The 22,912-nt window shown below is 72.6% G+C and carries 24 protein-coding genes; 12 read left to right on the forward strand and 12 right to left on the reverse strand.

What is annotated here, in order from left to right; genetic code table 11:
- Positions 1-187: 187 nt before the first annotated feature.
- Positions 188-1,207, reverse strand: a complete 1,020-nt coding sequence (locus ACWC21_RS24110; RefSeq protein ID WP_450884877.1) for an aldo/keto reductase — start codon at positions 1,205-1,207, stop codon at positions 188-190.
- Positions 1,204-1,674 carry a MerR family transcriptional regulator gene (locus ACWC21_RS24115; protein WP_450884878.1) on the reverse strand — a complete coding sequence of 157 codons (471 nt, stop codon included), beginning with the start codon at positions 1,672-1,674 and terminating at the stop codon, positions 1,204-1,206. Before ACWC21_RS24115 ends, ACWC21_RS24110 begins: the two co-directional genes overlap by 4 nt.
- Before the next feature lie 98 nt (positions 1,675-1,772).
- On the opposite strand from ACWC21_RS24115, the gene ACWC21_RS24120 reads away from it, so the two are divergent.
- Positions 1,773-2,246, forward strand: coding sequence for a GNAT family N-acetyltransferase (locus tag ACWC21_RS24120; RefSeq protein WP_450884879.1), 474 nt, complete (start codon positions 1,773-1,775; stop codon positions 2,244-2,246).
- Between the two features lie 20 nt (positions 2,247-2,266).
- Positions 2,267-3,094, forward strand: coding sequence for a serine hydrolase domain-containing protein (locus ACWC21_RS24125; protein WP_450884880.1), 828 nt, complete (start codon positions 2,267-2,269; stop codon positions 3,092-3,094).
- 87 nt (positions 3,095-3,181) lie between these two features.
- Here the strand turns inward: ACWC21_RS24125 and ACWC21_RS24130 are convergent, their stop codons facing one another.
- Positions 3,182-3,838: a pirin family protein gene (locus tag ACWC21_RS24130; RefSeq protein WP_450884984.1), complete on the reverse strand. Its 657-nt coding sequence runs from the start codon at positions 3,836-3,838 to the stop codon at positions 3,182-3,184.
- Between the two features lie 61 nt (positions 3,839-3,899).
- Here ACWC21_RS24130 and fasR point away from each other — a divergent pair, with 61 nt between their 5' ends.
- From fasR to fabF, 5 genes are all read left to right on the forward strand, one after another.
- Positions 3,900-5,105 carry a fatty acid biosynthesis transcriptional regulator FasR gene (gene fasR / locus ACWC21_RS24135; RefSeq protein ID WP_450884881.1) on the forward strand — a complete coding sequence of 402 codons (1,206 nt, stop codon included), beginning with the start codon at positions 3,900-3,902 and terminating at the stop codon, positions 5,103-5,105.
- An 89-nt stretch (positions 5,106-5,194) separates the two neighbouring features.
- Positions 5,195-6,109 (forward strand): ACP S-malonyltransferase, encoded by a 915-nt coding sequence (locus tag ACWC21_RS24140; protein ID WP_450884882.1) that lies wholly within the window; start codon positions 5,195-5,197, stop codon positions 6,107-6,109.
- A gap of 9 nt (positions 6,110-6,118) precedes the next feature.
- A complete protein-coding gene (locus tag ACWC21_RS24145; RefSeq protein ID WP_450884883.1) occupies positions 6,119-7,150 on the forward strand; it encodes a beta-ketoacyl-ACP synthase 3 in 1,032 nt (343 codons plus the stop codon).
- Between the two features lie 87 nt (positions 7,151-7,237).
- Positions 7,238-7,486: an acyl carrier protein gene (locus ACWC21_RS24150; protein ID WP_388787728.1), complete on the forward strand. Its 249-nt coding sequence runs from the start codon at positions 7,238-7,240 to the stop codon at positions 7,484-7,486.
- A gap of 85 nt (positions 7,487-7,571) precedes the next feature.
- Complete coding sequence (fabF, locus tag ACWC21_RS24155; protein WP_450884884.1) at positions 7,572-8,834, forward strand: beta-ketoacyl-ACP synthase II; 1,263 nt, start codon at positions 7,572-7,574, stop codon at positions 8,832-8,834.
- A gap of 88 nt (positions 8,835-8,922) precedes the next feature.
- Here the strand turns inward: fabF and ACWC21_RS24160 are convergent, their stop codons facing one another.
- Positions 8,923-9,417, reverse strand: a complete 495-nt coding sequence (locus ACWC21_RS24160) for a DUF3145 domain-containing protein (RefSeq protein WP_330340336.1) — start codon at positions 9,415-9,417, stop codon at positions 8,923-8,925.
- A 258-nt stretch (positions 9,418-9,675) separates the two neighbouring features.
- On the opposite strand from ACWC21_RS24160, the gene ACWC21_RS24165 reads away from it, so the two are divergent.
- Both ACWC21_RS24165 and ACWC21_RS24170 read left to right on the forward strand, forming a co-directional pair.
- Positions 9,676-10,563 carry an SGNH/GDSL hydrolase family protein gene (locus tag ACWC21_RS24165; protein WP_450884885.1) on the forward strand — a complete coding sequence of 296 codons (888 nt, stop codon included), beginning with the start codon at positions 9,676-9,678 and terminating at the stop codon, positions 10,561-10,563.
- A gap of 36 nt (positions 10,564-10,599) precedes the next feature.
- Entirely contained in the window at positions 10,600-11,574 is a 975-nt protein-coding gene (locus ACWC21_RS24170) for an aldose epimerase family protein (RefSeq protein ID WP_450884886.1), read from the forward strand.
- On the opposite strand, the gene ACWC21_RS24175 is transcribed toward ACWC21_RS24170, so the two are convergent.
- From ACWC21_RS24175 to ACWC21_RS24190, 4 genes are all read right to left on the reverse strand, one after another.
- Positions 11,571-12,458 carry a hypothetical protein gene (locus ACWC21_RS24175; RefSeq protein ID WP_450884887.1) on the reverse strand — a complete coding sequence of 296 codons (888 nt, stop codon included), beginning with the start codon at positions 12,456-12,458 and terminating at the stop codon, positions 11,571-11,573. The two genes, ACWC21_RS24170 and ACWC21_RS24175, sit on opposite strands and share 4 nt — an antisense overlap.
- 142 nt (positions 12,459-12,600) lie before the next feature.
- Complete coding sequence (locus ACWC21_RS24180) at positions 12,601-15,036, reverse strand: glycoside hydrolase family 3 protein (protein ID WP_450884888.1); 2,436 nt, start codon at positions 15,034-15,036, stop codon at positions 12,601-12,603.
- Positions 15,037-15,097: 61 nt separating this feature from the next.
- Entirely contained in the window at positions 15,098-15,427 is a 330-nt protein-coding gene (locus ACWC21_RS24185) for a YrdB family protein (RefSeq protein WP_450884889.1), read from the reverse strand.
- 156 nt (positions 15,428-15,583) lie between these two features.
- On the reverse strand, positions 15,584-15,973 hold the full coding sequence (locus ACWC21_RS24190) for a RidA family protein (RefSeq protein WP_450884890.1): 390 nt from the start codon (positions 15,971-15,973) through the stop codon (positions 15,584-15,586).
- A gap of 95 nt (positions 15,974-16,068) precedes the next feature.
- Here ACWC21_RS24190 and ACWC21_RS24195 point away from each other — a divergent pair, with 95 nt between their 5' ends.
- Positions 16,069-17,019 carry a LysR family transcriptional regulator gene (locus tag ACWC21_RS24195; protein ID WP_450884891.1) on the forward strand — a complete coding sequence of 317 codons (951 nt, stop codon included), beginning with the start codon at positions 16,069-16,071 and terminating at the stop codon, positions 17,017-17,019.
- Positions 17,020-17,132: 113 nt separating this feature from the next.
- Here the strand turns inward: ACWC21_RS24195 and ACWC21_RS24200 are convergent, their stop codons facing one another.
- Positions 17,133-17,924 carry an EI24 domain-containing protein gene (locus tag ACWC21_RS24200; RefSeq protein WP_450884892.1) on the reverse strand — a complete coding sequence of 264 codons (792 nt, stop codon included), beginning with the start codon at positions 17,922-17,924 and terminating at the stop codon, positions 17,133-17,135.
- 9 nt (positions 17,925-17,933) lie between these two features.
- On the reverse strand, positions 17,934-18,413 hold the full coding sequence (locus ACWC21_RS24205) for a MarR family winged helix-turn-helix transcriptional regulator (protein ID WP_450884893.1): 480 nt from the start codon (positions 18,411-18,413) through the stop codon (positions 17,934-17,936).
- 100 nt (positions 18,414-18,513) lie between these two features.
- Between ACWC21_RS24205 and ACWC21_RS24210 the strand changes: the two genes are divergently transcribed.
- Positions 18,514-19,512, forward strand: coding sequence for an NADP-dependent oxidoreductase (locus ACWC21_RS24210; RefSeq protein WP_450884894.1), 999 nt, complete (start codon positions 18,514-18,516; stop codon positions 19,510-19,512).
- Between the two features lie 102 nt (positions 19,513-19,614).
- On the opposite strand, the gene ACWC21_RS24215 is transcribed toward ACWC21_RS24210, so the two are convergent.
- Positions 19,615-20,772, reverse strand: a complete 1,158-nt coding sequence (locus tag ACWC21_RS24215) for a serine hydrolase domain-containing protein (RefSeq protein WP_450884895.1) — start codon at positions 20,770-20,772, stop codon at positions 19,615-19,617.
- A 182-nt stretch (positions 20,773-20,954) separates the two neighbouring features.
- Here ACWC21_RS24215 and ACWC21_RS24220 point away from each other — a divergent pair, with 182 nt between their 5' ends.
- Entirely contained in the window at positions 20,955-21,818 is an 864-nt protein-coding gene (locus tag ACWC21_RS24220; RefSeq protein WP_450884896.1) for a hypothetical protein, read from the forward strand.
- Between the two features lie 22 nt (positions 21,819-21,840).
- Here the strand turns inward: ACWC21_RS24220 and ACWC21_RS24225 are convergent, their stop codons facing one another.
- Positions 21,841-22,809: an SCO2400 family protein gene (locus ACWC21_RS24225; protein WP_450884897.1), complete on the reverse strand. Its 969-nt coding sequence runs from the start codon at positions 22,807-22,809 to the stop codon at positions 21,841-21,843.
- Positions 22,810-22,912: the final 103 nt, after the last annotated feature.

Consider the following 22,912-nt stretch of genomic DNA (forward strand, 5'->3'; position numbering starts at 1 on the left):
CGAGTACATCCAGTACGCGGGTGATGCTCCGCCTTGCGAGGCACCGCACCGGACGCCGCGAGCTTCCCGGCAAACCTTTCCGGTCGCAGCACTAGCCGGTTCGCGTGCGCGTCTGCCGGATGCGGTTCTGCTGTCGACCGCGGGTCGGTGGGGGCTGGTCGCGCAGTTCCCCGCGCCCCTGGGTCGGTTACTCTTCCCGGCCGGCAGAAGTGAAGCTCATGTCCGCGTAGCGGTCTCCTGCCACCTTGGCCGCTATCGGCTCCAGCTGGGCGAGTTCCTCCTCGGTCAGCCTGATGGCCGTCGCCGCCGTGTTCTCCTCCACCCGGGTGGGCTTGCGGGTGCCCGGGATCGGGACGACCGGGAGGCCGTGGACCGTCGCCTGCTGCTGGACCCAGGCCAGGGCGATCTGGCCGACGGAGACACCGTGGGCCTGCGCGATCTCGCGGATCGGCTCCAGCAGGGCCGCGTTCGCCGACGCGTTGTCCCCGGTGAAGCGGGGCTGCTGGCGGCGGAAGTCGCCGGCCGTCAGGTCCTGTTCGGCGTTGGCGAAGGAGCCGGTCAGGAAGCCGCGGCCGAGCGGCGAGTACGGGACGAGGGCCACGCCCAGCTCGCGGGCCGCCGGGACCACCCTGGCCTCGATGTCGCGGCTGAACAGCGACCACTCCGACTGCACGGCGGTGATCGGGTGCACGCCCTGGGCCGCGCGCAGTTCGCCGGCGGTGACCTCGCTCAGGCCGAGGTACTTGACCTTGCCCTCGCGCACCAGGTCGGCCATCGTGCCGACGGTCTCCTCGATGGGGACGTTCACATCGCGGCGGTGCATGTAGTAGAGGTCGATGACATCGACGTCCAGCCGCCGCAGGCTCGCCTCGACGGCCTGGCGGATGTACGGCGCGTCGTTGCGGATGATCCGCCGGGTCGGCTCGTCCGGCGGGATCGACAGGGCGAACTTGGTGGCTATGACGACCTCGTCGCGGTGCGCCTTGAAGAAGGGCGAGAGGAACTTCTCGTTCTCCCCGGCGCCGTACGCGTCCGCCGTGTCGTACAGCGTGACGCCGAGCTCCAGCGCCCGCTCCAGGGCGGCCCGGGACTCCCCCGCGTCGGCGGGACCGTAGCCGAAGCTCATGCCCATGCAGCCGAGACCCTGGGCACCCACCTCCGGTCCGCCTTCGCCGAGCCGTACCGTCGGAATCCTGGCGTCGGTCATCGAGTGGTCCCCTCCTGGGCGTAGAAACTGATCTTCCGGTCGAGCACGGCGAGCGTGTCCCGCAGTTCGGCGATCCGGGCCAGCACGTCCCGGCGGGTCGCCTCCAGCAGGTCCCGCCGCTCCCCGTAGGTGGTGTCGCCCTCGCGCACCAGTTCCGCGTACCGCACCATGTCGGCGACCGGCATACCGGTCAGCCGGAGCTTGCTCACGAAGTCCAGCCAGTCCAGGTCGCGGTTGCAGTAGCGGCGCTGGCCGGTGTGCGAGCGGTCGATGTGGGACATCAGGCCGATCCGCTCGTACCAGCGCAGGGTGTGGGCGGTGAGGCCGGTGAAGGCCACGACCTCGCTGATCGTGTATCTGTCCTGGCCGTCGGGACGCGGATGCCGGCGGGGTGGGGCGGAGCAGATGTCGGCTGGGGTGTTCGCTTCCCGCTCGGTGGTCACTGGCGTGGTCTGCATCACCGTCATGGCCCCCACGCTATGACCTTGGAGTGCACTCCAAGCAAGCGGACCGCGGTAAGAAATCCGGAGGACGGGTCGGGGGCGCGGTCGTTAGCGTGCGGGCCATGAGTCTCGTACGCCGTGCCACGCCCGCGGACGCCGCCGAAGTGCTGCGGCTGCGCCAGGTCATGATCGACTCCGTGTTCGCCGCGACGGGCGGCGCCACCGACTGGCATGCGGAGTCGCTGCCCACCCTGCGGGCCCGACTCACCGCGCCGGAGGGGGACTTCGCGGCCTTCGTGGTGGACCACCCCGAGCGGCCGGGGGCGCTGGCCGCGATGGCGGCGGGGACGCTGGAGTACCGGATCGGGCGGTCGGACAACCCGCACGGGCGGGTCGGGTACGTCTTCAGCGTCGCCACCGACCCCGGCGTGCGGCGTCGCGGTTACGCGCGCGCGTGCGTGGAAGAGCTGCTGGAGTGGTTCCGGGAGCGGGGCGCCCGGCACGTCGACCTGAACGCGTCCGCCGATGCCGAGCCGCTGTACGCGGCGCTCGGCTTCGTCCGCAAGCCCGACCCCTCGATGCGGCTGGCGCTCTGAGCCGCGGCTAGGCTCGGGCCATGGCGTTGAACAGCTTGGCGTTGATCGAGAACTGGCCCGTGCCGGCCGCCGCGACGGGTGTGGTGCGGGCCGACGGCACGGTCCTGGGGACCCATGGGCCGGTCGGGCGGCGCTTTCCGCTGGCCTCGGTCACCAAGCCGCTGGCGGCGTACGCGGTACTGGTCGCGTACGAGGAGGGGGCGATCGAGCTGGACGAACCGGCGGGGCCGCCCGGCTCGACGGTCCGTCATCTGCTCGCGCACACCTCGGGGCTGGCGTTCGACGAGCACCGGGTGACGGCGGCGGCCGGGGAGCGGCGGCTGTACTCCAACGCCGGGTTCGAGCAGTTGGGGGACCACATCGCCAAGGCGACGGACATCCCCTTCGCCGAGTATCTGCGGCAGGCCGTGCTGGAGCCGCTGGGAATGGCGTCCACGTCGCTGGAGGGGACCCGGTCCCCCGCGAAGGACGGGGTGTCGACGGTGGAGGACCTGCTGCGGTTCGCGGCGGAGGTGCAGGCCCCACGGCTCCTGGACCCACGGACGGTGGCCGAGGCGATGACGGTGCAGTATCCGGGGACGAAGGGTGTGCTGCCGGGGTACGGTCACCAGAACCCGAACGACTGGGGGCTGGGGTTCGAGATCCGTGACTCCAAGTCGCCGCACTGGACGGGGTCCTCGTCCTCGCCGCGTACGTTCGGCCACTTCGGTCAGTCCGGTACGTTCCTGTGGATCGACCCGGTGGCGGGGGTGGCGTGTGCCGCCCTGACGGACCGGGCGTTCGGGCCGTGGGCGGTCGAGGTGTGGCCGGTGTTCACGGACGCGGTGCTGGGGGAGCTGCGGGGCTGAGTCCTCCGGCGGCCGGGGCAGGGAGCGGCCTGAACGGCCTCGTCCTCAGAGTCCCCCAGAGGGGGCACCCCCGGAGAGCTGGGTGGGTCAGGTGTCGGGCATCTGCCAGACGAGCAGCTCAGCCGTGCCGACCGCCACCGCCTCCAGCCCCCGCGCCCCCGTGATCCGTGCTGCGTCCCCCTGCCCCAGCTCCTCGCCGCCCAACTGGATCCCGCCCCGCACCACGTGCACGTACACGTATCCCCCGTTCGGGATGGCCGTGCGTTGGCCCGGGGACAACCGGCGCACGTGGAGCATCGCGCCCGCCGACGGGACGGCGTACGGCGTGGAGTCGGCGATGCCGTGGACGATCTCGTAGGACGGGGTGCCGCCCGGGTCGCGGGGCGCGAGCCACATCTGGACGAAGGTGAGCGGAACCGCGCCCGCGTTGCGCTCGACGTGGCGGACCCCGGACGCCGCGCTCAGGCGCTGCACGTCGCCGGGGCGGACGACCGTCTCGTGGCCGGTGGAGTCACGGTGGGTCAGCTCGCCCTCGACCACCCACGTCACGATCTCGGTATGGCTGTGCGGATGCTCGTCGAAGCCGGCGCCCGGGGCGAGCCGCTCCTCGTTGCACGCGATGACCGCGCCGAAGCGGAGGTTGTCGGGGTCGTAGTGCGGGCCGAAGGAGAAGGCGTGGCGGGAGTCGATCCCGACCTCCGGGTCCCCTCCGCGGTAGCGCTCCGCCGCGCGCCGTACGTCCATCACGTGCACCACGGTAGACCCGGCGGCGCACGGGCCCGTCCCGATAAGGCAGTCTTGTCCCGTGCCCGAACCAGAAACCGGCAAGTCCGAACACGCAGCGCCCGACGTCCACCCGCACCAGGCGACCCTGCGGCGGCTGGAGAAGTCGTCCGGGAACCTCGCCGCGCAGGCCATCGCGCGGATGGACGAGACCCTGCCGTGGTACCGGGCGATGCCCCCGGAGAACCGTTCCTGGATCGGACTCGTGGCCCAGGCGGGCATCGCCGCCTTCACCGAGTGGTTCCGGCACCCCGACGCGCCGCAGGCCATCTCCACGGACGTGTTCGGGACCGCGCCGCGCGAGCTGACCCGGGCCATCACGCTGCGGCAGACCGTGGAGATGGTGCGGACCACCATCGAGGTCATGGAGTCCGCGATCGACGAGGTCGCGGCGCCCGGTGACGAGGGGGTGCTGAGAGAGGCACTGCTCGTCTACGCCCGGGAGATCGCCTTCGCCACCGCCCAGGTGTACGCCCAGGCCGCCGAGGCACGCGGTGCCTGGGACGCGCGGCTGGAGTCGCTGGTCGTGAACGCCGTGCTCAGTGGCGAGGCCGACGAGGGCGCGGTCAGCCGGGCGGCGGCGCTCGGATGGAACTCGCCCGAACATGTGTGCGTGGTCTTGGGCACCGCCCCCGACGGGGACAGCGAGCTGACCGTCGAGGCCATCCGGCGGGCCGCGCGACACGCCAAGCTGCAGGTGCTCACCGGGGTCCTCGGGGAGCGGCTGGTCGTCATCGCGGGCGGCAGCGACAATCCGCTGGCCGTGGCCCGTTCGCTCATCGGCCCGTTCGCCGCCGGACCGGTCGTCGCGGGTCCGGTGGTGCCCGACCTGCTGGCCGCGACCCGGTCCGCGCAGGCCGCGGCGGCCGGGCTGAAGGCCTGTACCGCCTGGCAGGACGCGCCGCGGCCGGTGCTGGCGGACGATCTGCTGCCGGAGCGCGCCATCGCCGGGGATCCGGGGGCGCGCGAGCAACTGGTGGAGGAGATCTACAGACCGCTGGAGGAGGCCGGGTCCGCTCTCCTGGAGACCCTGAGCGTGTATCTGGAGCAGGCCAGCAGTCTGGAGGGAGCCGCGCGGATGCTCTTCGTTCACCCCAACACCGTTCGCTACCGGCTCCGACGTGTGACTGACGTCACCGGTTGGTCGCCTTCCGATGTACGATCCGCCTTCACGCTGCGGATCGCGCTGATCCTGGGGCGTCTGGCCGATGGGGATACTCAGCCCTAGGCTTTTGTCGGAGGTCCACAAAACCCCCTTCCGTTCTTCGTCCCTGTCCTCACGGGCGGCCGTGCCCGTACCCAAGAGAGAGTGTGAGAGTGCTCGTACTCGTCGCTCCCGGCCAAGGCGCCCAGACGCCCGGCTTCCTGACTCCCTGGCTCGAACTGCCAGGCGCCGCCGACCGCGTGGCCGCCTGGTCGGACGCCCTCGGACTGGATCTCGCCCACTACGGCACGCAGGCCGACGCGGACGCCATCCGTGACACCGCGGTGGCCCAGCCGCTGCTGGTCGCCGCCGGACTGCTGTCCGCCGCGGCACTCGGTGACGTACTGCCGGGCGCGGTCGCGGGCCACAGCGTCGGCGAGATCACCGCTGCCGCGTTCGCGGGGGTACTGGACGACACCGCCGCGCTGGGTCTGGTCCGCAGGCGCGGACTGGCCATGGCCGAGGCCGCGGCGATCACCGAGACCGGGATGTCGGCGCTGCTCGGCGGCGACCCCGAGGTGTCCGTCGCGCACCTGGAGAAGCTCGGCCTGACCCCGGCGAACATCAACGGCGCGGGGCAGATCGTCGCCGCGGGCACGCTGGAGCAGCTGGCCGCGCTGAACGAGGACAAGCCGGAGGGCGTCCGCAAGGTCGTTCCGCTGAAGGTCGCCGGCGCCTTCCACACGCACCACATGGCCCCCGCCGTCGAGACCCTCGCCAAGGCCGCCTCGGCCCTGACACCGGCCGACCCGAAGGTCACGTACGTCTCCAACAAGGACGGGCGGACCGTCGCCTCCGGCCCCGAGGTGCTCGAGCGGCTGGTCGGCCAGGTCGCCAACCCGGTCCGCTGGGACCTGTGCATGGAGACGTTCGGGGAACTCGGCGTCACCGCGCTGATCGAGGTGTGCCCCGGCGGTACGCTGACCGGTCTGGCCAAGCGTGCCCTGCCGGGCGTCCGGACGCTCGCGCTGAAGACCCCCGCCGACCTCGACGCGGCCCGCGAGCTCGTCTCCGAGCACGCCGCCTAAGGAGCCCTGATGGCGAAGATCAAACCCAGCAAGGGCGCCCCGTACGCGCGCATCCTCGGTGTGGGCGGCTACCGTCCGACCCGGGTGGTGCCCAACGAGGTGATCCTCGAGACGATCGACTCCTCCGACGAGTGGATCCGCTCGCGCTCCGGCATCGAGACCCGGCACTGGGCGAACGACGAGGAGACGGTCGCCGCGATGTCGATCGAGGCGTCCGGCAAGGCCATCGCCGACGCCGGCATCTCCGCCGAGCAGATCGGCGCCGTGGTCGTCTCCACCGTCTCGCACTTCAGCCAGACGCCCGCCATCGCCACGGAGATCGCCGACAAGCTCGGCACGGGCAAGGCCGCCGCGTTCGACATCTCGGCGGGCTGCGCGGGCTTCGGGTACGGCCTCACGCTCGCCAAGGGCATGGTCGTCGAGGGCTCGGCGGAGTACGTGCTAGTCATCGGTGTCGAGCGGCTGTCCGACCTGACCGACCTGGAGGACCGCGCGACGGCCTTCCTGTTCGGTGACGGCGCGGGCGCGGTCGTCGTGGGCCCGTCCCAGGAGCCGCACATCGGCCCGACCGTGTGGGGCTCCGAGGGCGACAAGGCCGGGACCATCAAGCAGACGGTCCCCTGGGACCGCTTCAGGAGCGGCGACCTCTCCCGGCTCCCGCTGGACAGTGCGGGCAACGTCAAGTTCCCCGCGATCACGCAGGAAGGCCAGGCGGTGTTCCGCTGGGCCGTGTTCGAGATGGCGAAGGTCGCCCAGCAGGCGCTGGACGCGGCCGGGATCAGCGCGGACGACCTGGACGTCTTCATTCCGCACCAGGCCAACGAGCGGATCATCGACTCGATGGTGAAGACGCTGAAGCTGCCGGAGCACGTCACGGTCGCGCGTGACGTGCGGACCACCGGCAACACCTCGGCCGCCTCGATCCCGCTCGCGATGGAGCGGCTCCTGGCGACCGGCGAGGCGAAGAGCGGCGACACCGCACTCGTCATCGGATTCGGGGCGGGTCTCGTGTACGCCGCGACGGTCGTTACCCTCCCCTAGGCACTCCGTGCCGGATCATCATCGGGTCCGGTGCGGAAACACGAAACACCGCCACACCCTCTGGATTACTACGAAGGAGCGCCTGACATGGCCGCCACTGAGAAGGAGATCGTCGCCGGTCTCGCCGAGATCGTGAACGAGATCGCCGGCATCCCGGTCGAGGACGTCCAGCTGGACAAGTCCTTCACCGACGACCTGGACGTCGACTCGCTGTCCATGGTCGAGGTCGTCGTCGCCGCCGAGGAGCGCTTCGACGTCAAGATCCCCGACGAGGACGTCAAGAACCTCAAGACCGTCGGCGACGCGACCAACTACATCCTCACGCACCAGGCCTGAGTCACCCTCGGGCCGTCAGGCTGCAAAGCCCCGCCACCCGGCGGTGGCGCCGCTGAATCCCCATTCCGTTGGAGAAAGAATTCCCGTGAGCCCGACCAATCGCACCGTGGTCGTCACCGGTATCGGCGCAACCACACCGCTGGGTGGCGACGCAGCCTCGTTCTGGGAGGCCCTGGTCGCCGGCCAGTCCGGCGTCAGCCTGCTGGAGCAGGAGTGGGCGGCAGAACTGCCGGTCCGCATCGCCGCGCAGATCGCCGTGGAACCCGGCGAGATCATCCCCCGCCCGCAGGCCCGCAAGCTGGACCGGTCCGCGCAGTTCGCGCTGATCGCCGCCCAGGAGGCCTGGAAGGACGCGGGTTTCACCGCCAGGGCCGGCGAGGACACCTCCGTGAACCCCGACCGGCTGGGCGCGGTCATCGCCTCCGGCATCGGCGGCGTCACGACCCTGCTCGACCAGTACGACGTCCTTCGGGAGAAGGGCGTGCGCCGGGTCTCCCCGCACACCGTGCCGATGCTGATGCCCAACTCGCCGGCGGCCAACGTCGGTATCGAGCTGGGCGCCCGCGCCGGTGTGCACACCCCCGTCTCGGCCTGTGCCTCGGGTGCGGAGGCCATCGGCTACGCCATCGAGATGATCCGCACCGGCCGCGCCGACGTCGTCGTCGCCGGTGGCACGGAGGCGGCCATCCACCCGCTGCCGATCGTCGCGTTCGGCAACATGATGGCGATGTCCAAGAACAACGACGACCCGCGGGGCGCCTCACGCCCCTACGACTCCGGCCGTGACGGCTTCGTCATGGGCGAGGGCGCGGGCGTGATCGTCCTGGAGTCCGAGGAGCACGCGAAGGCCCGCGGCGCCCGGATCTACGTCGAGGCCGTCGGCCAGGGCATCTCGTCCGACGCCCACCACATCACGCAGCCCGAACCGTCCGGCAACGGCATCGCGCACGCGCTGCAGAACCTGCTCGACCACACCGACCTCAAGCCGGCCGAGATCGTGCACGTCAACGCGCACGCCACCTCGACGCCGCAGGGTGACGTCGCCGAGATCAAGGCGCTGCGGAAGGTGTTCGGCGACGACGTCGACCACATGGCGATCTCCGCGACCAAGTCGATGACGGGCCACCTGCTCGGTGGTGCCGGCGGCATCGAGACGGTCGCGTCGATCCTCGCCCTGACCAAGCGGACGGCTCCGCCGACGATCAACCTCGACCAGCTCGACCCCGAGGTGAACGCGGACGTGGTGGGCGGTGAGGCCCGGCAGCTGCCCGAGGGCCCCGTCGCCGCGCTGAACGACTCGTTCGGCTTCGGCGGGCACAACGTGGTGCTGGCGTTCCGGTCGGTCTGAGACCCTCCGGTACGAACCTGAAGGAGCCCCCACCGGCCGGTGGGGGCTCCTTCACGTGCGGGAGACGGGGCGCGGACGCGGGACGGGCTCACACCACCTGGTGCAGCCAGCGCACCGGGGCGCCCTCGCCCGCGTACCGGAACGGTTCCAGTTCGTCGTCCCACGGCTTGCCCAGCAGCTTGGCGATCTCGGCCTCCAGGTCCGTCTCGCCGCGCTGGGAGCGCGTCAGTGCCGCCCGCAGCCGGTCCTCGGGGATGAGGATGTCGCCGTGGATGCCGGTGACGGCGTGGAAAATGCCCAGGTCGGGGGTGCAGCTGTAGCGTTCGCCCTCGGCCGTGGGACAGGGCTCGGCGGTGACCTCGAAGCGCAGCAGGTGCCAGCCGCGCAGCGCCGACGCGAGCTTGGAGGCGGTGCCGGCCTCGCCCTGCCAGGAGAACTCCGAGCGCCAGGTGCCGGGGGCGGCGGGCTGCCGGATCCAGTCGAGGCTGACCCGGGTGCCGAGCACCCCGGCGACGGCCCACTCGACGTGCGGGCACAGCGCGCGCGGCGCGGAGTGCACGTACAGAACTCCACGTGTCGTCACCGGAACCTCCGGGCAGAGCGGGACATCTTGCTGACTGGCTGGCGGCAGTGGGGCGACGGCCGCGTTGATGGCGAGGCTACCGTGCGGCGGCGCAAGGAGTGTGACGTACTGTCTGTCCCGGTGCCAGGAAACGCCCACTATTCACCCATGGGGACGCTTGTACGGGTGGGAGCCGTTCCATGCCGCCCGTCGGGAACTCTCTCGCGTTGTCATGGGTTGGGGACGATGACGGCACGACGAAGGGGATGGGCCTCAGGCATGCGAAACCGACGCCGGCGGGCACGGACGGCGCTCACCGTCGTACTGGCAGCGGTCCTGGGCGTGGCCGGCTGCGACGCGGTGGGCGGCGCCTCCCCCGCGCCGAAGAGCGGCAAGGCGTCGCGTCCGGTCCCGGTGTGGGACTCGAGTCCCTCCTCGATCGCCGCCGTCGGCGACTCCATCACCCGCGGCTTCGACGCGTGCACGGTGCTCTCCGACTGCCCCGAGGTGTCCTGGGCGACCGGCACGAACACGCGGGTCGACAGCCTCGCGGTCCGGCTGCTGGGGCGGGCCGGGGCGGCCGAGCGCAGCTGGAACTACGCGGTGACCGGCGCCCGGATGACCGACCTGCCCGGGCAGATGGCCCAGGCGGTCACCCGGAAGCCCCAGCTGGTGACGGTGATGGCCGGCGCGAACGACGCCTGCCGGACGACGACCTCGGCCATGACCTCGGTGGCGGGTTTCCGGGCCTCCTTCGAGAAGGCGATGGGCACGCTGCGCGAGGCGCTGCCCAGGACGCAGGTGTACGTGGCGAGCGTGCCCAACCTGAAGCGGCTGTGGTCCGAGGGCCGGACGAGCCCGCTGGGCAAGCAGGTGTGGAAGCTGGGCATCTGCCCTTCGATGCTGGGTGACGCCGACGACCTGACCAGCGCGGCCACCCTGCGCCGGGACACGGTGCAGGAGCGGGTGCGGGCCTACAACAAGGTGCTCGAGGAGGTCTGCGCCAAGGACGAGCGGTGCCGCTTCGACGGGAACGCCGTGTTCGACTACCGGTTCGGCACCGGCCAACTGAGCCGCTGGGACTGGTTCCACCCCAGTACGGACGGCCAGGCCCGGCTGGCGGCGATCGCGTACCGGACGGTGACGGCGAAGGAGCCGGGCTCCTAGGTCCGCCGATCGGACGAGTGACCTAGGGTTTCCCACATGAGCGAACTTTTCGGCACACTTTCCGACGGCACCGAGGTCCGTCGCTGGACGCTGGAGCGCGCCGGGACACGGGTGGGGGTCCTGACGTACGGCGGGATCGTGCAGTCGGTGGAGGTCCCCGACCGGGAGGGGCGGACGGCGGACGTGGTGCTGGGGTTCGCCGGCCTCGACGGCTACCTCACACACCCGGAGCCGTATCTGGGCGCCCTGGTGGGCCGGTACGCCAACCGGATCGGCGGCGCCCGGTTCTCCCTCGACGGCGTCACCCACCCGCTCGTCCCGAACAACGGCCCGAACTCCCTGCACGGCGGCGAGCGCGGCTTCGACAAGCGGGTGTGGGACGCGGAGCCGGTGGAGCACGGGGTGCGCCTGACCCGGGTCAGCCCGGACGGCGAAGAGGGCTTCCCGGGTCGGCTGGAGGTCTCGGCGACTTACACCCTGGACGCGTCCGGCGCGCTGCGGATCGCGTACGAGGCGGTGACGGACGCGCCGACCGTGGTGAACCTGACCAACCACAGCTACTTCGACCTCGGCGGTGGCACGGGCCCGAGCGGCCACGAACTCCGCCTCGCCGCCTCCCGGTTCACCCCCGTCGACGCCGATCTGATCCCGACCGGCGCCCTGCGGGACGTCACCGGTTCGCGCTTCGACTTCCGTACGGCCCGTGAAGTCGGCACCGGCTACGACCACAACTTCGTGCTCGACAAAGGCGTCACGGACACCCCCGAGGAGGTCGCCGAGCTGCACGACCCGGTGTCCGGGCGGCTGCTCACGATCGCCACCACCGAACCCGGCCTCCAGGTGTACACGGCCGACCATCTGAGCGCCCCGTTCACGCCCAACGCCGGCATCGCCCTGGAGACCCAGCACTTCCCGGACTCCCCCAACCGGCCGGACTTCCCCAGCACGGAGCTGCGGCCGGGCGGGGTGTACCGCTCGGAGACGGTGTACGCCTTCGGGGTGCGGGTCTAAGCGGCTTCGCCGCGCATCCGGCGGGTGGCCTTCCCCAGGACGGCCATCGCGCCCAGGCAGACAAGCAGGGCGGTGCCGCCGATCAGGACCGGGGGCAGTGTGCCGCCCTTGATGCCCTCGCCGGTCACGGTGGTGGCCAGCACGAGGATGACCGAGTACAGGCTCCGGCCGACCCTGGCACCGGCCGGGATCACCCGCAGCAGCTGCGGGACGGTGGTCGCGGCGGCGAGGCCCATGCCGAAGGGGACGGCCGCGCCGAGCACCAGGGCGCCGAAGCCGAAGGAGTTGCCGTACGCGCCCCACCCGGCCCCCTTGAACAGCAGGTAGCCCGCCGCGCCGAAGGACAGCAGGACCAGCAGGCCGTTGACGTACGCGGCCTGCGTTGCCGCCTTGCGGGCGCCCGGCAGATGGGCGGCCGGGGAGCGCCAGGCGTCCGGGGTGATGAGCCGCAGCTGCCGCTTCATCGCCTGCATCTGCATCAGGGCGAGGACGCCAACGGCCACCATGGCCAGGCCGACGGCCGTGCCGGCGAAGCCGACCGGGGCGCGGGTGACGCCGTAGTGGGCGCCGCCGAAGGTGAGCGGGATGCCGAGGACGAATCCGTAGGCCATGAACTTGGCCTTCTGCTGGATCTTCACGACCAGCTCGCGCTGCCCCGGGGTGAGGTCCGGATCGAGCCGCACCCGGCCCTCACCGAGGCGCTGCTCGGGAGCGTGCGGCGGGTACGGCTGCCGGGGCTGCTGGTAGGGGTTGTGGGCCTGCGGATAGGGCTGTTGGGGCGGGTACGGCTGCTGGTACCGGGGTTGCTGCGGCGGGTACGGCTGGTACGGCTGCTGCTGACCGTACGGCCCCGGCTGCTGCTGCTGACCCTGACCTGGATACATGTGTGGCTTCTCCCCCCGTACCGGCGCGTGCCGGCGTGTTCCGTCGTCTCGCGGCCCGGGAGTCTGCCATGTCCGCCTGAGAGACCCGAGCCCCGGCCCGGAGGTCAGGTCCCGGACCGGGGCTGCTCATGGGGTGTCCCGGTCAGACGTTAATCGTCGCGGTGAGCCTGCGGTCGGCGATCGAGCGGCCGGCCTGGATTTCGTACGAACCCTTCACAAAGACCCAACCGTTCCCCTCCCAGATCTCGAAGGCGCGGCGCGGCACGGTGACGGTCACCTCCACGCTCTCGCCGGGCCCCGCCTCGGCGCCCGCGAACCCCGCGAGCCACCTGGCGGGACGGCCGGGGTCGGGTTCGCTCGGGGCCAGGTAGACCTGGACGACCTCGCGGCCCGGCCGCTCGCCGGTGTTGCGGACCCGGACCGTGACGGTGGTGCCGTCGACGTGGAGCGACTCGTACGTCCAGTCGGTGTAGCCCAGCCCGTGTCCGAAGGGGTACGACGGGGTGCGCCCGGCCCTCTCCCAGGCCCGGTAGCCGATGAACACGCCTTCCGAGTAGCGCAGCTCGCCGTTGTCCGGGACGACCCGGGTGACCGGGGCGTCGGCCAGGGCGCCCCAGGTGGTGGGCAGGCGCCCGCCCGGCTCGTACGCCCCCGTCAGCACGTCCGCCAGGGCCGCGCCGCCCTCCTGGCCGGGGAACCAGCTCAGCAGCACCGCCGCGGCCTCCTCCCGCCACGGCAGCTCCACCGGGGAGCCGGAGTTCACGACCACCACGGTGTTCGGGTTGGCGGCGGCGACGGCGCGGACCAGGTCGTCCTGGCGGCCGGGCAGGCGCAGGTCGGTGCGGTCGAAGCCCTCGGACTCCACGCGCTCGGTGGTGGCGACCACGACGACGGCCGTGTCGGCCTCGCGCGCGGCCCGGGCGGCCTCGGCGACGAGCGCGTCGGGGTCGCGGCGGGGTGCCTGGTGGGCGACGGCGAAGATGACGCTCTTCAGCGGGATGCCCGCCGGCTGCGTCACGACGTGGGTGAGGGACACCTCGACCGGTTCGCCCTCGGTGAGGGGGACCTCGGCGCGGGGCACGGGGGCGTCGAAGAAGGCGGCGAACGGGTCCTCGCCGGTGGGGCGCTGGACGTCGTCGTAGTACGTCGTGCCGCCGACGGCGAGGGTGAAGGCGCCCAGGCCGCGGATGCCGAAGGTGTGCGTACCGCTCTCGCGCGGGGTGAAGGTGCCGGTCAGCTCGACGGTGTGGAGGGCCTCGTGGGTGACCCCCTCGGGGATGTCGGAGCCCATCCACTGGATCTGCCCGCCGGGTGCGCTGCCGGTGCCGATCACCTGGCCGGCGGCGTCGCGGCAGATCGCGCGCAGGTCGAAACCCGGGTCCCCGGTGGCGAGTCCGGTGTTCGGGTCGGCGCCGACGGTGTAGGTGAGGGTGCCCTCGGGCAGGGCCGCGGTGAGGGCGTCGAGCGGGGAGACGACCCGGGGCGGGAAGACGGTGGCGGAGCCGCCGCCGAGCACGCGGGCGTCACGGGCCGCGGCGCCGCTCAGCGCGACCTTTCCGGGCCTCAGGGGCAGGGCGGGGCGCTGGTCGCGGATCTCGTTCCGTACGAGGACGAAGGAGCGGCGGGCGATCTCACGGGCCAGGGCCTGACCGTCGACCGGCCGCGGCGGCTCGGTGACCACCGGTCGGGCGCCGGCCAGGACGCCGACGCGGGCGGCCAGCCGCAGCACGTTCCGCACGGCGGCGTCGACCCTGGCCTCGGTGACCGTCCCCTCCCACACGGCCCGGGCGAGGGCCTCGCCGTACACGGTGACCGGGCCGGGCATGGCGATGTCGAGGCCGCCGCCGATGGCGCCGGCCGTGGAGCGGGCGGCCGTCCAGTCGGAGACGTTGACCCCGTCGAAGCCCCACTCGCCGCGCAGGACCTCCTCGACGAGGTGCCGGTGCTCGGTCATCGTCGTGCCGTTGACCGTGTTGTAGGCGGTCATCACGCCCCAGGGGCGGGCGTGTTCGACGATCGCCTCGAAGGGGGCCAGGTACAGCTCGCGCAGGGTCCGTTCGTCGACCAGGTTGTTCACCGTCAGGCGGTCGGTCTCCGCGTCGTTGGCGACGAAGTGCTTGACGGTGGTGCCGACACCGCCGGACTGCACACCGCTCACATAGGCCGCGCCGATCCGTCCGGTCAGGTACGGGTCCTCGCTGTAGGCCTCGAAGTGGCGGCCGCCCAGCGGGGAGCGGTGCAGGTTGACGGTGGGCGCGAGCAGCACGTGGACGCCCTTGCGGCGGGCTTCCTGGGCGAGCAGCACTCCCGCGCGGCGGGCCAGTTCCGGGTCCCAGCCGGCCGCGAGCGCGGTCGGTGAGGGAAGGGCTACGGAGGGGTCGTCGGCGGTCCAGCGCACGCCGCGGACGCCGATCGGGCCGTCGGACATGACGAGGGACGCCAGACCGATCTCCGGCAGCGCGGGCAGGGTCCACATGTCCTGGCCGGCCAGCAGCCGGGTCTTGGCGGTCAGGTCGAGCCGGCCGAGCGCGGCCTCCACGACCGCCTCACGGGCCTGGTCGTCCGGGGTTCCCACCATCGCGGTGCCTCCTCGTCGAAGTCCGTCCGGTGCCCCCATCCTTCCCCGCCGGAGGCTCGTCCTACTGCCCCCAGGCGACGGCCAGCGTCTTGCTCAGCAGACAGACCAGGGCGAGGACCAGCGCCCACCCCCATGCCCCGGCGACGGCGAGCGCGGCCACGCCGGTACCGAACCACACCAGCTCGAACCCGGCGCGGACCGCGCCACGGGTCTTGTACGCGGCCTTCGGTGACGCGAAGAGCGCCCACAGCACCATCAGTACGGCGGGGGCGCCGAGCCCGAGCAGCCAGGCGAGCGGTGCGGCGACGTCGAGGGTGAACCCCCAGTACGCGACGGCCGCCAGGGCGCCCAGTTCGATGAGGAACAACACGCCGAGATTGGCTGCCTTCATGCTGCCGCAGGCTAGGCCGGGACCGCGGCGCCTGCCAACTCGGTTTCCTCCGCCGCGAAGCGACCGCCGGCCGCGTGTGGGCCGGGCGCGCCCCCGGAGCCGCGGCCCCGGATCCGCGGCCCCGGGACCGCGGCTCCGCGCGGGCACCGGGCACGGTCACCTTCCGGCCGGCACCGCCGCCACGATCTCGATCTCCACCTGTGCCTCCGGCCGGAACAGCCGCGGGACCTCGAAGGTCATGCTGGTGGGCGGGGTGCCGGTGAGGAACTCCCGGCGCACGGCACCGTATTCGTCGAGCCGGGAGATGTCGGTCAGGTACGTGCGGATGTTGACGACGTCCGCGAGGCCCGCGCCGTGCGCCTCCAGCAGCGCGGCGATCGTCTCGAAGACGCCCCGGGTCTGCTCGGCGAGGGTCGCGCCCTCGGCGATCTGTCCGGAGAGGAACAACAGGACGCCGCCGTCGGCCTGTTCTACCCGGGCGACCTGGGAGTAGTAGGGGCTGAGGGGCTGGGGCGCGGAGGCGGGGCTGTCCAGGGTGATCTTCACGGGGCTCCTTGGCAGGCGACCTTCTCGGCCTTCTCGATCGGTTTCCTGGCTCGACGCTAGGCCCGCCCCCGTGATGCGACAAGCGAATGTCTAGCATGGCGGCCATGCGCGACACGCATGGCAAGGTCTGCCCCGACCTCCCCGAACTCTCCACGGCCTGGCTGCGGGTGTTCCTGGAGGTGGCCCGCAGCGGCTCGTTCACCGTGGCCGCGCGGACGCTCGGCTGGACGCAGTCGGCGGTGTCCCGTCAGGTGGCGTCGCTGGAGGGGGCGCTCGGCGGGGGCCCGCTGTTCGACCGGCTGCCGAGGGGCGTACGGCTCACGGAGGCGGGCCGGGCGTTCGTCCCGCACGCGGAGGCGGTCGCCGGGGTGCTGCACGGCGCCGCGCGTGAACTCGCGGCGCTGCGCGAAGTGGCGGGCGGGCGGCTGAGGTTCGGGGCGTTCCCCACGGCCGACGCGGCGCTGGTGCCGCACGCCCTGGCCGCCTTCCGGGCCCGTCATCCGCGGGTCCGGGTGCACCGCGAGGAGGGCCTCACGCCCGCGTTCCTGGACCGGCTCGGCACCGGCCACCTCGATGTGGCGATCGTCTCGACGACCGGTCGCGTCCCGCTGGAGGGGTACGACCTCCACCACCTCCTCGACGAGTCCCTGTACGTCGCCGTCCCCGCCGGCCACCCCCTGGCCGGTCATCAGGGCCCGGTCCCGCTCGACCGGTTCGCCGACGCCGACTGGATCTCCGGCAGCCCGCACCCCGAGGGCACCCTGCTGGACGCCGCCCTGCGCCGCGGCTTCCGGCCGCGCGTTTCGCACGTCGTCGCCGAGTGGACGGCCAAGCAGGGCTACGTCGCCGCCGGTCTCGGCGTGGCCCTGGTCCCGGCGCTGGCCGCCGAGTCCGTCCGGCCCGACATCACCCTGCTGCGGGTGCTGGACGAGGGCGCCCCGGCCCGGGCGGTGTACGCGGCGACGGCACGGGGAGGGTCCCCGTCCCCGGCGGTCCACGCGTTCCTGGCGGCACTGCGGGAGGCGGCGGCCAGGATGCCCGCCTGACGGCCGGATGCCCGCCTACCGGACGCCCGCCCCGACGGGACGGCGCGAGCGCGAGCCGGCGGACCGGTGTGCCGGGCCGGCGGCCGTGATGACCGCGACGGCACGTACCGGGGTCACGGGGTGACGTCCTCCTCCTCGGCGGCGGCGTCGTCCTGGGCGGTCTCCTCGCCCAGCAGGTCACGGGCGAGGAGAGTGGCGCCCGCGACCGCGCCCGGCATCAGGAACACCGCGACGAACGGCACCAGGAAGGCCAGGCCCAGGGGCGTGCCGAAGCCCCAGACCAGGGTCTTGCGGGAACGGAGCAGGGTGAGGCGGGCGCGCAGTTCGACGCCGCGGCGCTGCAGGGCCACGGCGGCGAGTTCCTCTGTGAGGAAGAAGCCGGTGACGAAGAAGCCGATCACTGGTACGACGGTCTGGCCGACGAAGGGCAGAAAGCCCAGGCCGAACAGCAGTACGCCCCAGAGGGCGGCACGGACCACGATCCGCAGGCTGTCGCGGGCGGAGATCCACAGCTCGCGCCAGAGCGGGAGGCCGGACTCGGGTGCCGTGCCGTCGGGTGAGACGTCCCGGTCGACCTTCTCGGAGAGGCTCTCGTAGAAGGGCTGGCCGACGAGCAGTGTCACGGCCGTGAAGGTGACGACGGACAGCAGGAGGCCGAGGGCGAAGAGGACCGCTGTGAGGAAGCCGCGGAACAGGCCCTGCCAGGGGCTCGACCAGTGGTCGGCGAACGGGGTGGCCCAGGCCACGAAGTCCTCGCCCCACAGGGCGAGGGCGACCAGCGCCGCCGCGTACAGGACCAGGGTGATCAGCCCGGGGAGCAGTCCGAAGCCGTAGCTCCTGCCGTGCCGGGCCACCCAGCGCTGGCCCTGCAGGAGATAACCGAAACCCGCCCCGAGATCACGCATGGGGGAACCCTATAGGGGCGTGTCGGTGCCCTGGTCTGCGCCTCGGGCCTCCAGCATCCGCCGCAGCAGGTCCCGCAGGGCGAGCCGCTCCTCGTCGGACAGCCCGGCCAGTGGTTCGCGGGCGAAGCGGAGGCCTTCGCGCAGGTCCTGGGCGACCCTGCGGCCGTCCTCGGTCGCCGCCGCCAGCTTCACCCGGCGGTCGGCCGGGTCGGGGCGGCGCTCCACCAGACCGCGGGACTCCAGCCGGTCCACGATCCCGGTGACGTTCGACGGCTCGCACTTCAGCTTCTGCGCCAGTTTGCGCATGGGCAGCGACTCGAGGGAAAGCAGACTGAGTAGCCGGGCCTGCGCGCCGGTGAGCGTGTGCTCGCCCGCCGCCTCCTCGTAGTCCGCGTAGAACCGGGCCACGACGTCCCCGATGAGCTCGACGACCTCCATGGTCAGGGCGTCGGGCCGGCCGGTCCGCCGGGTCTTCGATGGGGTGGACATGCCTTCAGGATACCCGCTTACTTGACATCCTGAAATATTCAGGAGCATCGTTGTTTCAGGTACTGAAGTAACTGCTGGAGCGAACGCGAAAGGCATTGTCATGATCAACCGCGAGTGGCACCTGCTCAGCCGTCCCGTCGGCTGGCCGAAGCCCGAGGACTTCGCCCTGGTCGAGGCGGAGGTCCCGACCCCGGGCGAGGGTCAGGTGCTGGTGCGGAACGAGTACCTGTCCGTCGACCCGTACATGCGCGGCCGGATGAGCGCCGCCAAGTCGTACGTCGCACCGTTCGAGCTGGGCAAGGTCATGCAGGGCGGGGCGGTGGGCGAGGTCGTCGCCTCCAACGCCGAGGGCATCTCCGTCGGCGACCACGTGCTGCACTTCTTCGGCTGGCGGGAGTACGCGGTCCTGGACGCGAAGAACGCCGTCAAGGTCGACCCGGAGGCCGCGCCCCTGTCGACGTACCTCGGTGTCCTCGGTATGACCGGTCTGACCGCCTACGCCGGTCTGCTGCGCACCGCCTCCTTCAAGGAGGGCGACTCCGTCTTCGTGTCGGGCGCGGCCGGCGCCGTGGGCAGCCAGGTCGGCCAGATCGCCAGGCTCAAGGGCGCCTCGCGGGTCATCGGCTCGGCCGGCTCCGACGAGAAGGTGAAGCTGCTCGTCGAGGAGTACGGCTTCGACGCGGCCTTCAACTACAAGAACGGCCCGGTGAGCGAGCAGCTGCGGGAGGCCGCGCCGGACGGCGTCGACGTCTACTTCGACAACGTCGGCGGCGACCACCTGGAGGCGGCCATCGGCCAGCTCAACCAGGGCGGGCGGATCGCGGTCTGCGGCATGATCTCGGTCTACAACAACACCGAGGCCGCCCCGGGCCCCAGGAACCTCGCCCGCCTCATCCAGACCCGGGGCCGCATCGAGGGCTTCCTGGTCGGCGACCACTACGACCTGCAGCCGCAGTTCGTCCAGGAGGTCGGCGCCTGGGTCCGCTCCGGCGAGCTGAAGTACCGCGAGACGGTCGTCGAGGGCATCGAGAACAACGTGGAGGCGTTCCTCGGCGTCCTGCGCGGCGACAACACCGGGAAGATGATCGTCAAGCTCTGAGCGCAGTCGCCCCGTGACGCCCGCCGGACCGCGGTCGTTGCGTACGACGGAGGCCGCACCCTTGGACGTGGGGTGCGGCCTTCGCCCCGTCCCGGGGGCGGATCAGCTCGCCAGGGCCGCCCGGTGCACCGCCCTCGCCAGCCGCTCGTTCTCCGGGGCGGCGCCGCCCGGGAAGGTGAACCGGCGGCGGGTGTAGCCGTACGCGAGGCCACTGCGCGGGTCCGCGAAGGCCTGGGAGCCGCCCGCGCCGGCGTGCCCGAACGCCCCCGCGCCGAGGAAGGGGTACCAGGCGTCCGCGGTCGCCTGGAACCCCAGGCCGAACGCCTTGTGGGCCCGGCCCACCAGGTCGTACCCGGCGGAATGGAGCTGCCCGAACTCCGCCACCGTGTCCGGCTTGAGCAGCGGCGCGTCGCCGTCCCGCGCACTGATCATCACCGTGTACAGCCCGGCCAGCCCGCGCGCCGAGGCGACTCCGCCCACCGACGCCGGGCCCTTGGCGCGGATCAAGGGGTCGTTGGGCAGTTCCTGCAGGTCGGTCGGCTCGGCCGCGTGCCGGTTCAGGGCTATGGCGGCCAGCGTGTGCGGCCCGGTCGGACTCGCGTCCAGCAGAGCCTGCTGCTTCGGGGTCGGCAGCATCGGCTGGACACTGCGGAAGAGCGGCTCCCGGGAGGGCGGGAGCCCCAGGAAGAAGTCCAGGCCGTAGGGGGCGCGCACCCGCTCCTCGTGCAGTTCCTGGATCGTGCGGCCGGTGGCCCGCCGCACGACCTCGCCGGTCAGGGCTCCGATGACCAGGGCGTGGTAACCGAAACCGGTGCCGGGCCGCCAGAACGGCCGCTGGTCGGCGAGGCGTTCGGCCATCGCCCGGTCGTCGGCCAGTTCCGCCGGGGAGAAGCCGGAGTCCGTGCCGACCAGGCCCGCCCGGTGCGCCAGCAGGTCGCGCAGGGTCAGTGCTCCCTTGCCCTCGGCCGCGAACTCCGGCCAGTAGTAGGAGACCTTGCGGTCCAGTTCCAGTGTGCCGTCCTGCACGAGCAGCGCCACGACGAGATAAGCGGCCCCCTTGGTCGACGAGTAGACCCCGTACAGGGAGCCGGCCTCGACGCCTTCGCCCGCCCACAGGTCGACGACCCGCCGCCCGTTCACGTAGGCGCACAGCTGGCCCTCGTAGTCGTCGCGCTCCTCCGCCACGAACGCGGCGAACTCCTCGCGCACCGTCTCGAAGCCATCGGCGACCGTGCCGTGGACGGTGATCTCCTGCGTCATCCGCGTGCCTCCTCCGGGATGGTTCCCTAGATCGAATACGGCGCGACGCATCCCTTCGACTCAACCGGTGGATGGCCCACCCATCTGTTGCCGTCCTCGTCGCCGCGATGTCTCCCGCGGACGGCCCGCCGCGGGCATGCTGGTGAGGGCCCGGGGCGGGCAGCGGACAGGCGGGAGGGGCCATGGCCACGTTTTCCTCGCTCCCCAGCGGGAACGACGTACTGCGCATGCTGCGCGGCACCACCGACATCACCGGCCAGCTCCTGGACACGGCCGGCAACATCACCCGGATCGCGGTCAACACCCTCGACCCGAGGGGTGGTTCGGGCCCCGAGCTGCTGCGGGTGCTGCACCGGACGACCGCCGGACTGGCCGAGGCCAGCGCCTCACCGCAGACTCAGGAGGCGTTCCGCCGCATCGTGGACACCCTCACCCGGCTGGGCACGACCGGCGCCCCGCTGGCGACGCACCCGGTCAGCGAACCGGCCCAGGTCCTGCTCGCCGCCCTCGGCGACAGCCTGCTTCCGGTGCTGGACGCGATGGAGCCGGCGGTGGAGGAGTCGGCGGCGGTGGCCGGGGAGCTCACCGAGGCGCTGTCCCCGCTGCTGCCCGCGACGGCGGGGCTCGCCGCGGGCCTTCTGCTCGTCCTGATCCCGGTGCTCCGTGCGGCGGCCGAGGTCATGCGGGACTCCACTCCCGAACTGCGCCGCATCGCCGACGCGCTGACCGCCGCGATCGCTCCCGCGCTGCCCCTCCAGGTCGCCCTGGCGGAACGCGCGGCCGCGGTCGCCGCCGATGTCGCCCGGGCCACGCTGCCGCCTTTCGCCGACCTGACGGAGGCGGCGACAGCGGCGACGAAGGCGGCCCGGCCGGCCCTGGTCGCGGGCGAGGAACTGTTCGTGGCGGGCCTGGAACAGCTCCAGCCCCTGCTCCTGGCGACCGCCTCCCGCACGGGCCGCGCCGCCCGGGCGGTGGCGGTACGCGTGTCGGCGGCGGTCAGTCCGGCGGCCGAGCGGGGTGTGGTCGTGGCGGTGACCCCGGCGTAGCACCGACGGGCGGGCACCGGGGTCAGGAGCACCACCACAGGAACCGTTTGCACGTCTGCGACGGCGACGGTTGCGGAGTCGGGCCGGAGGTCGTCGGGGCCGCCGTCGGGGTGGTCGTCGGCCCGCTCGTCGCCGGGGGGTTCGGGGCCGCGGTGGTCCCGCCCGAACCGGTCTGCGCCGACTGCCGCGCCTTGGCGGTGCCGCCGTCGTCCGGGGAGTGCGAGGCCTTGTCCTTCGGGGACCTGGAGGCGGAGGGCGAGGAGGAGGCGCTCCGCGTGGGCGCGCTCGTGCCGCCCCGGGAGGCCTCGTCCACGGGGCGGGCCGTCGGGGCCGGACCGGCGGTCGACGCACCGCCGTCCGGTGCCTCGCCCCCGGCCGTCGCGGGGTTCGGGTTCGAGAAACCGGGGGCGTCGATGCCCAGTTCGGCGAGGCTCAGGCCGCCCGCCGCGAGGACGAAGCCCGCGGAGACCAGAAGGATGCGCCGCCGTCGGCGGCGGTGCGCCGCGGCCTTTCGGTCCCGACGGCTCGCGGCCGCGCCCGCCGGCCCCTCGTCGGCCCCGCCGCGCCCGCGCCCGCCCGACCGGCGCCGGGCCGCCGCCCGCCCCTGCGGTTCACCCCCGGCCGCGCCGGCCGCGCGGTCCGCGTCGTCGGCGCCGGTCCCGTCGGCGTCGGCGTCGGTCCCGTCGGCGTCGGCGTCGGTCCCGTCGGCGTCGGCGTCGTCCGCGTAGGGATCGTCGGCGTCGGCGTCGTCCGCGTAGGGATCCTCGGCGTCCTCGTGCGCGTAGGGATCCTCGGCGCCCTCGTGCGCGTGGTGGTCCACCGCGCCCTCGTGGGGTTCGTAGGCCTCGTACGGCTCGTAGGCCCCCTGAGGCCGGTACGGCGTCGCGGCGCCCTCGGGCGCGTACGCGTGGGAGGTCCGGGCCGGCGCGCCGCACCCCGGGCAGGTGAGGGCGCCATTGAGGTGCCGACGGCACGGGTCGCAGAAGTCCATGACGCGGGAAGACTAGGTTCCCGGACGGTAACGTTCCTAGGTGCCTCTGTGAAGGTTTCGTAGGGGACCGAAAGAGTTCTCGAAAGCCTTGTCGAAACCGTTA

The sequence above is a fragment of the Streptomyces sp. NPDC001348 genome, from assembly GCF_053597535.1.

Coding starts and splice junctions, on each gene's coding strand:
- ACWC21_RS24110 (WP_450884877.1), bottom strand. CDS start 1,207: ATGACCGACGCCAGGATTCCGACGGTACGGCTCGGCGAAGGCGGACCG.
- ACWC21_RS24115 (WP_450884878.1), bottom strand. CDS start 1,674: ATGACGGTGATGCAGACCACGCCAGTGACCACCGAGCGGGAAGCGAAC.
- ACWC21_RS24120 (WP_450884879.1), top strand. CDS start 1,773: ATGAGTCTCGTACGCCGTGCCACGCCCGCGGACGCCGCCGAAGTGCTG.
- ACWC21_RS24125 (WP_450884880.1), top strand. CDS start 2,267: ATGGCGTTGAACAGCTTGGCGTTGATCGAGAACTGGCCCGTGCCGGCC.
- ACWC21_RS24130 (WP_450884984.1), bottom strand. CDS start 3,838: ATGGACGTACGGCGCGCGGCGGAGCGCTACCGCGGAGGGGACCCGGAG.
- ACWC21_RS24145 (WP_450884883.1), top strand. CDS start 6,119: ATGGCGAAGATCAAACCCAGCAAGGGCGCCCCGTACGCGCGCATCCTC.
- ACWC21_RS24150 (WP_388787728.1), top strand. CDS start 7,238: ATGGCCGCCACTGAGAAGGAGATCGTCGCCGGTCTCGCCGAGATCGTG.
- ACWC21_RS24165 (WP_450884885.1), top strand. CDS start 9,676: ATGCGAAACCGACGCCGGCGGGCACGGACGGCGCTCACCGTCGTACTG.
- ACWC21_RS24170 (WP_450884886.1), top strand. CDS start 10,600: ATGAGCGAACTTTTCGGCACACTTTCCGACGGCACCGAGGTCCGTCGC.
- ACWC21_RS24175 (WP_450884887.1), bottom strand. CDS start 12,458: ATGTATCCAGGTCAGGGTCAGCAGCAGCAGCCGGGGCCGTACGGTCAG.
- ACWC21_RS24180 (WP_450884888.1), bottom strand. CDS start 15,036: ATGGTGGGAACCCCGGACGACCAGGCCCGTGAGGCGGTCGTGGAGGCC.
- ACWC21_RS24185 (WP_450884889.1), bottom strand. CDS start 15,427: ATGAAGGCAGCCAATCTCGGCGTGTTGTTCCTCATCGAACTGGGCGCC.
- ACWC21_RS24195 (WP_450884891.1), top strand. CDS start 16,069: ATGGCGGCCATGCGCGACACGCATGGCAAGGTCTGCCCCGACCTCCCC.
- ACWC21_RS24200 (WP_450884892.1), bottom strand. CDS start 17,924: ATGCGTGATCTCGGGGCGGGTTTCGGTTATCTCCTGCAGGGCCAGCGC.
- ACWC21_RS24205 (WP_450884893.1), bottom strand. CDS start 18,413: ATGTCCACCCCATCGAAGACCCGGCGGACCGGCCGGCCCGACGCCCTG.
- ACWC21_RS24210 (WP_450884894.1), top strand. CDS start 18,514: ATGATCAACCGCGAGTGGCACCTGCTCAGCCGTCCCGTCGGCTGGCCG.
- ACWC21_RS24215 (WP_450884895.1), bottom strand. CDS start 20,772: ATGACGCAGGAGATCACCGTCCACGGCACGGTCGCCGATGGCTTCGAG.
- ACWC21_RS24220 (WP_450884896.1), top strand. CDS start 20,955: ATGGCCACGTTTTCCTCGCTCCCCAGCGGGAACGACGTACTGCGCATG.
- ACWC21_RS24225 (WP_450884897.1), bottom strand. CDS start 22,809: ATGGACTTCTGCGACCCGTGCCGTCGGCACCTCAATGGCGCCCTCACC.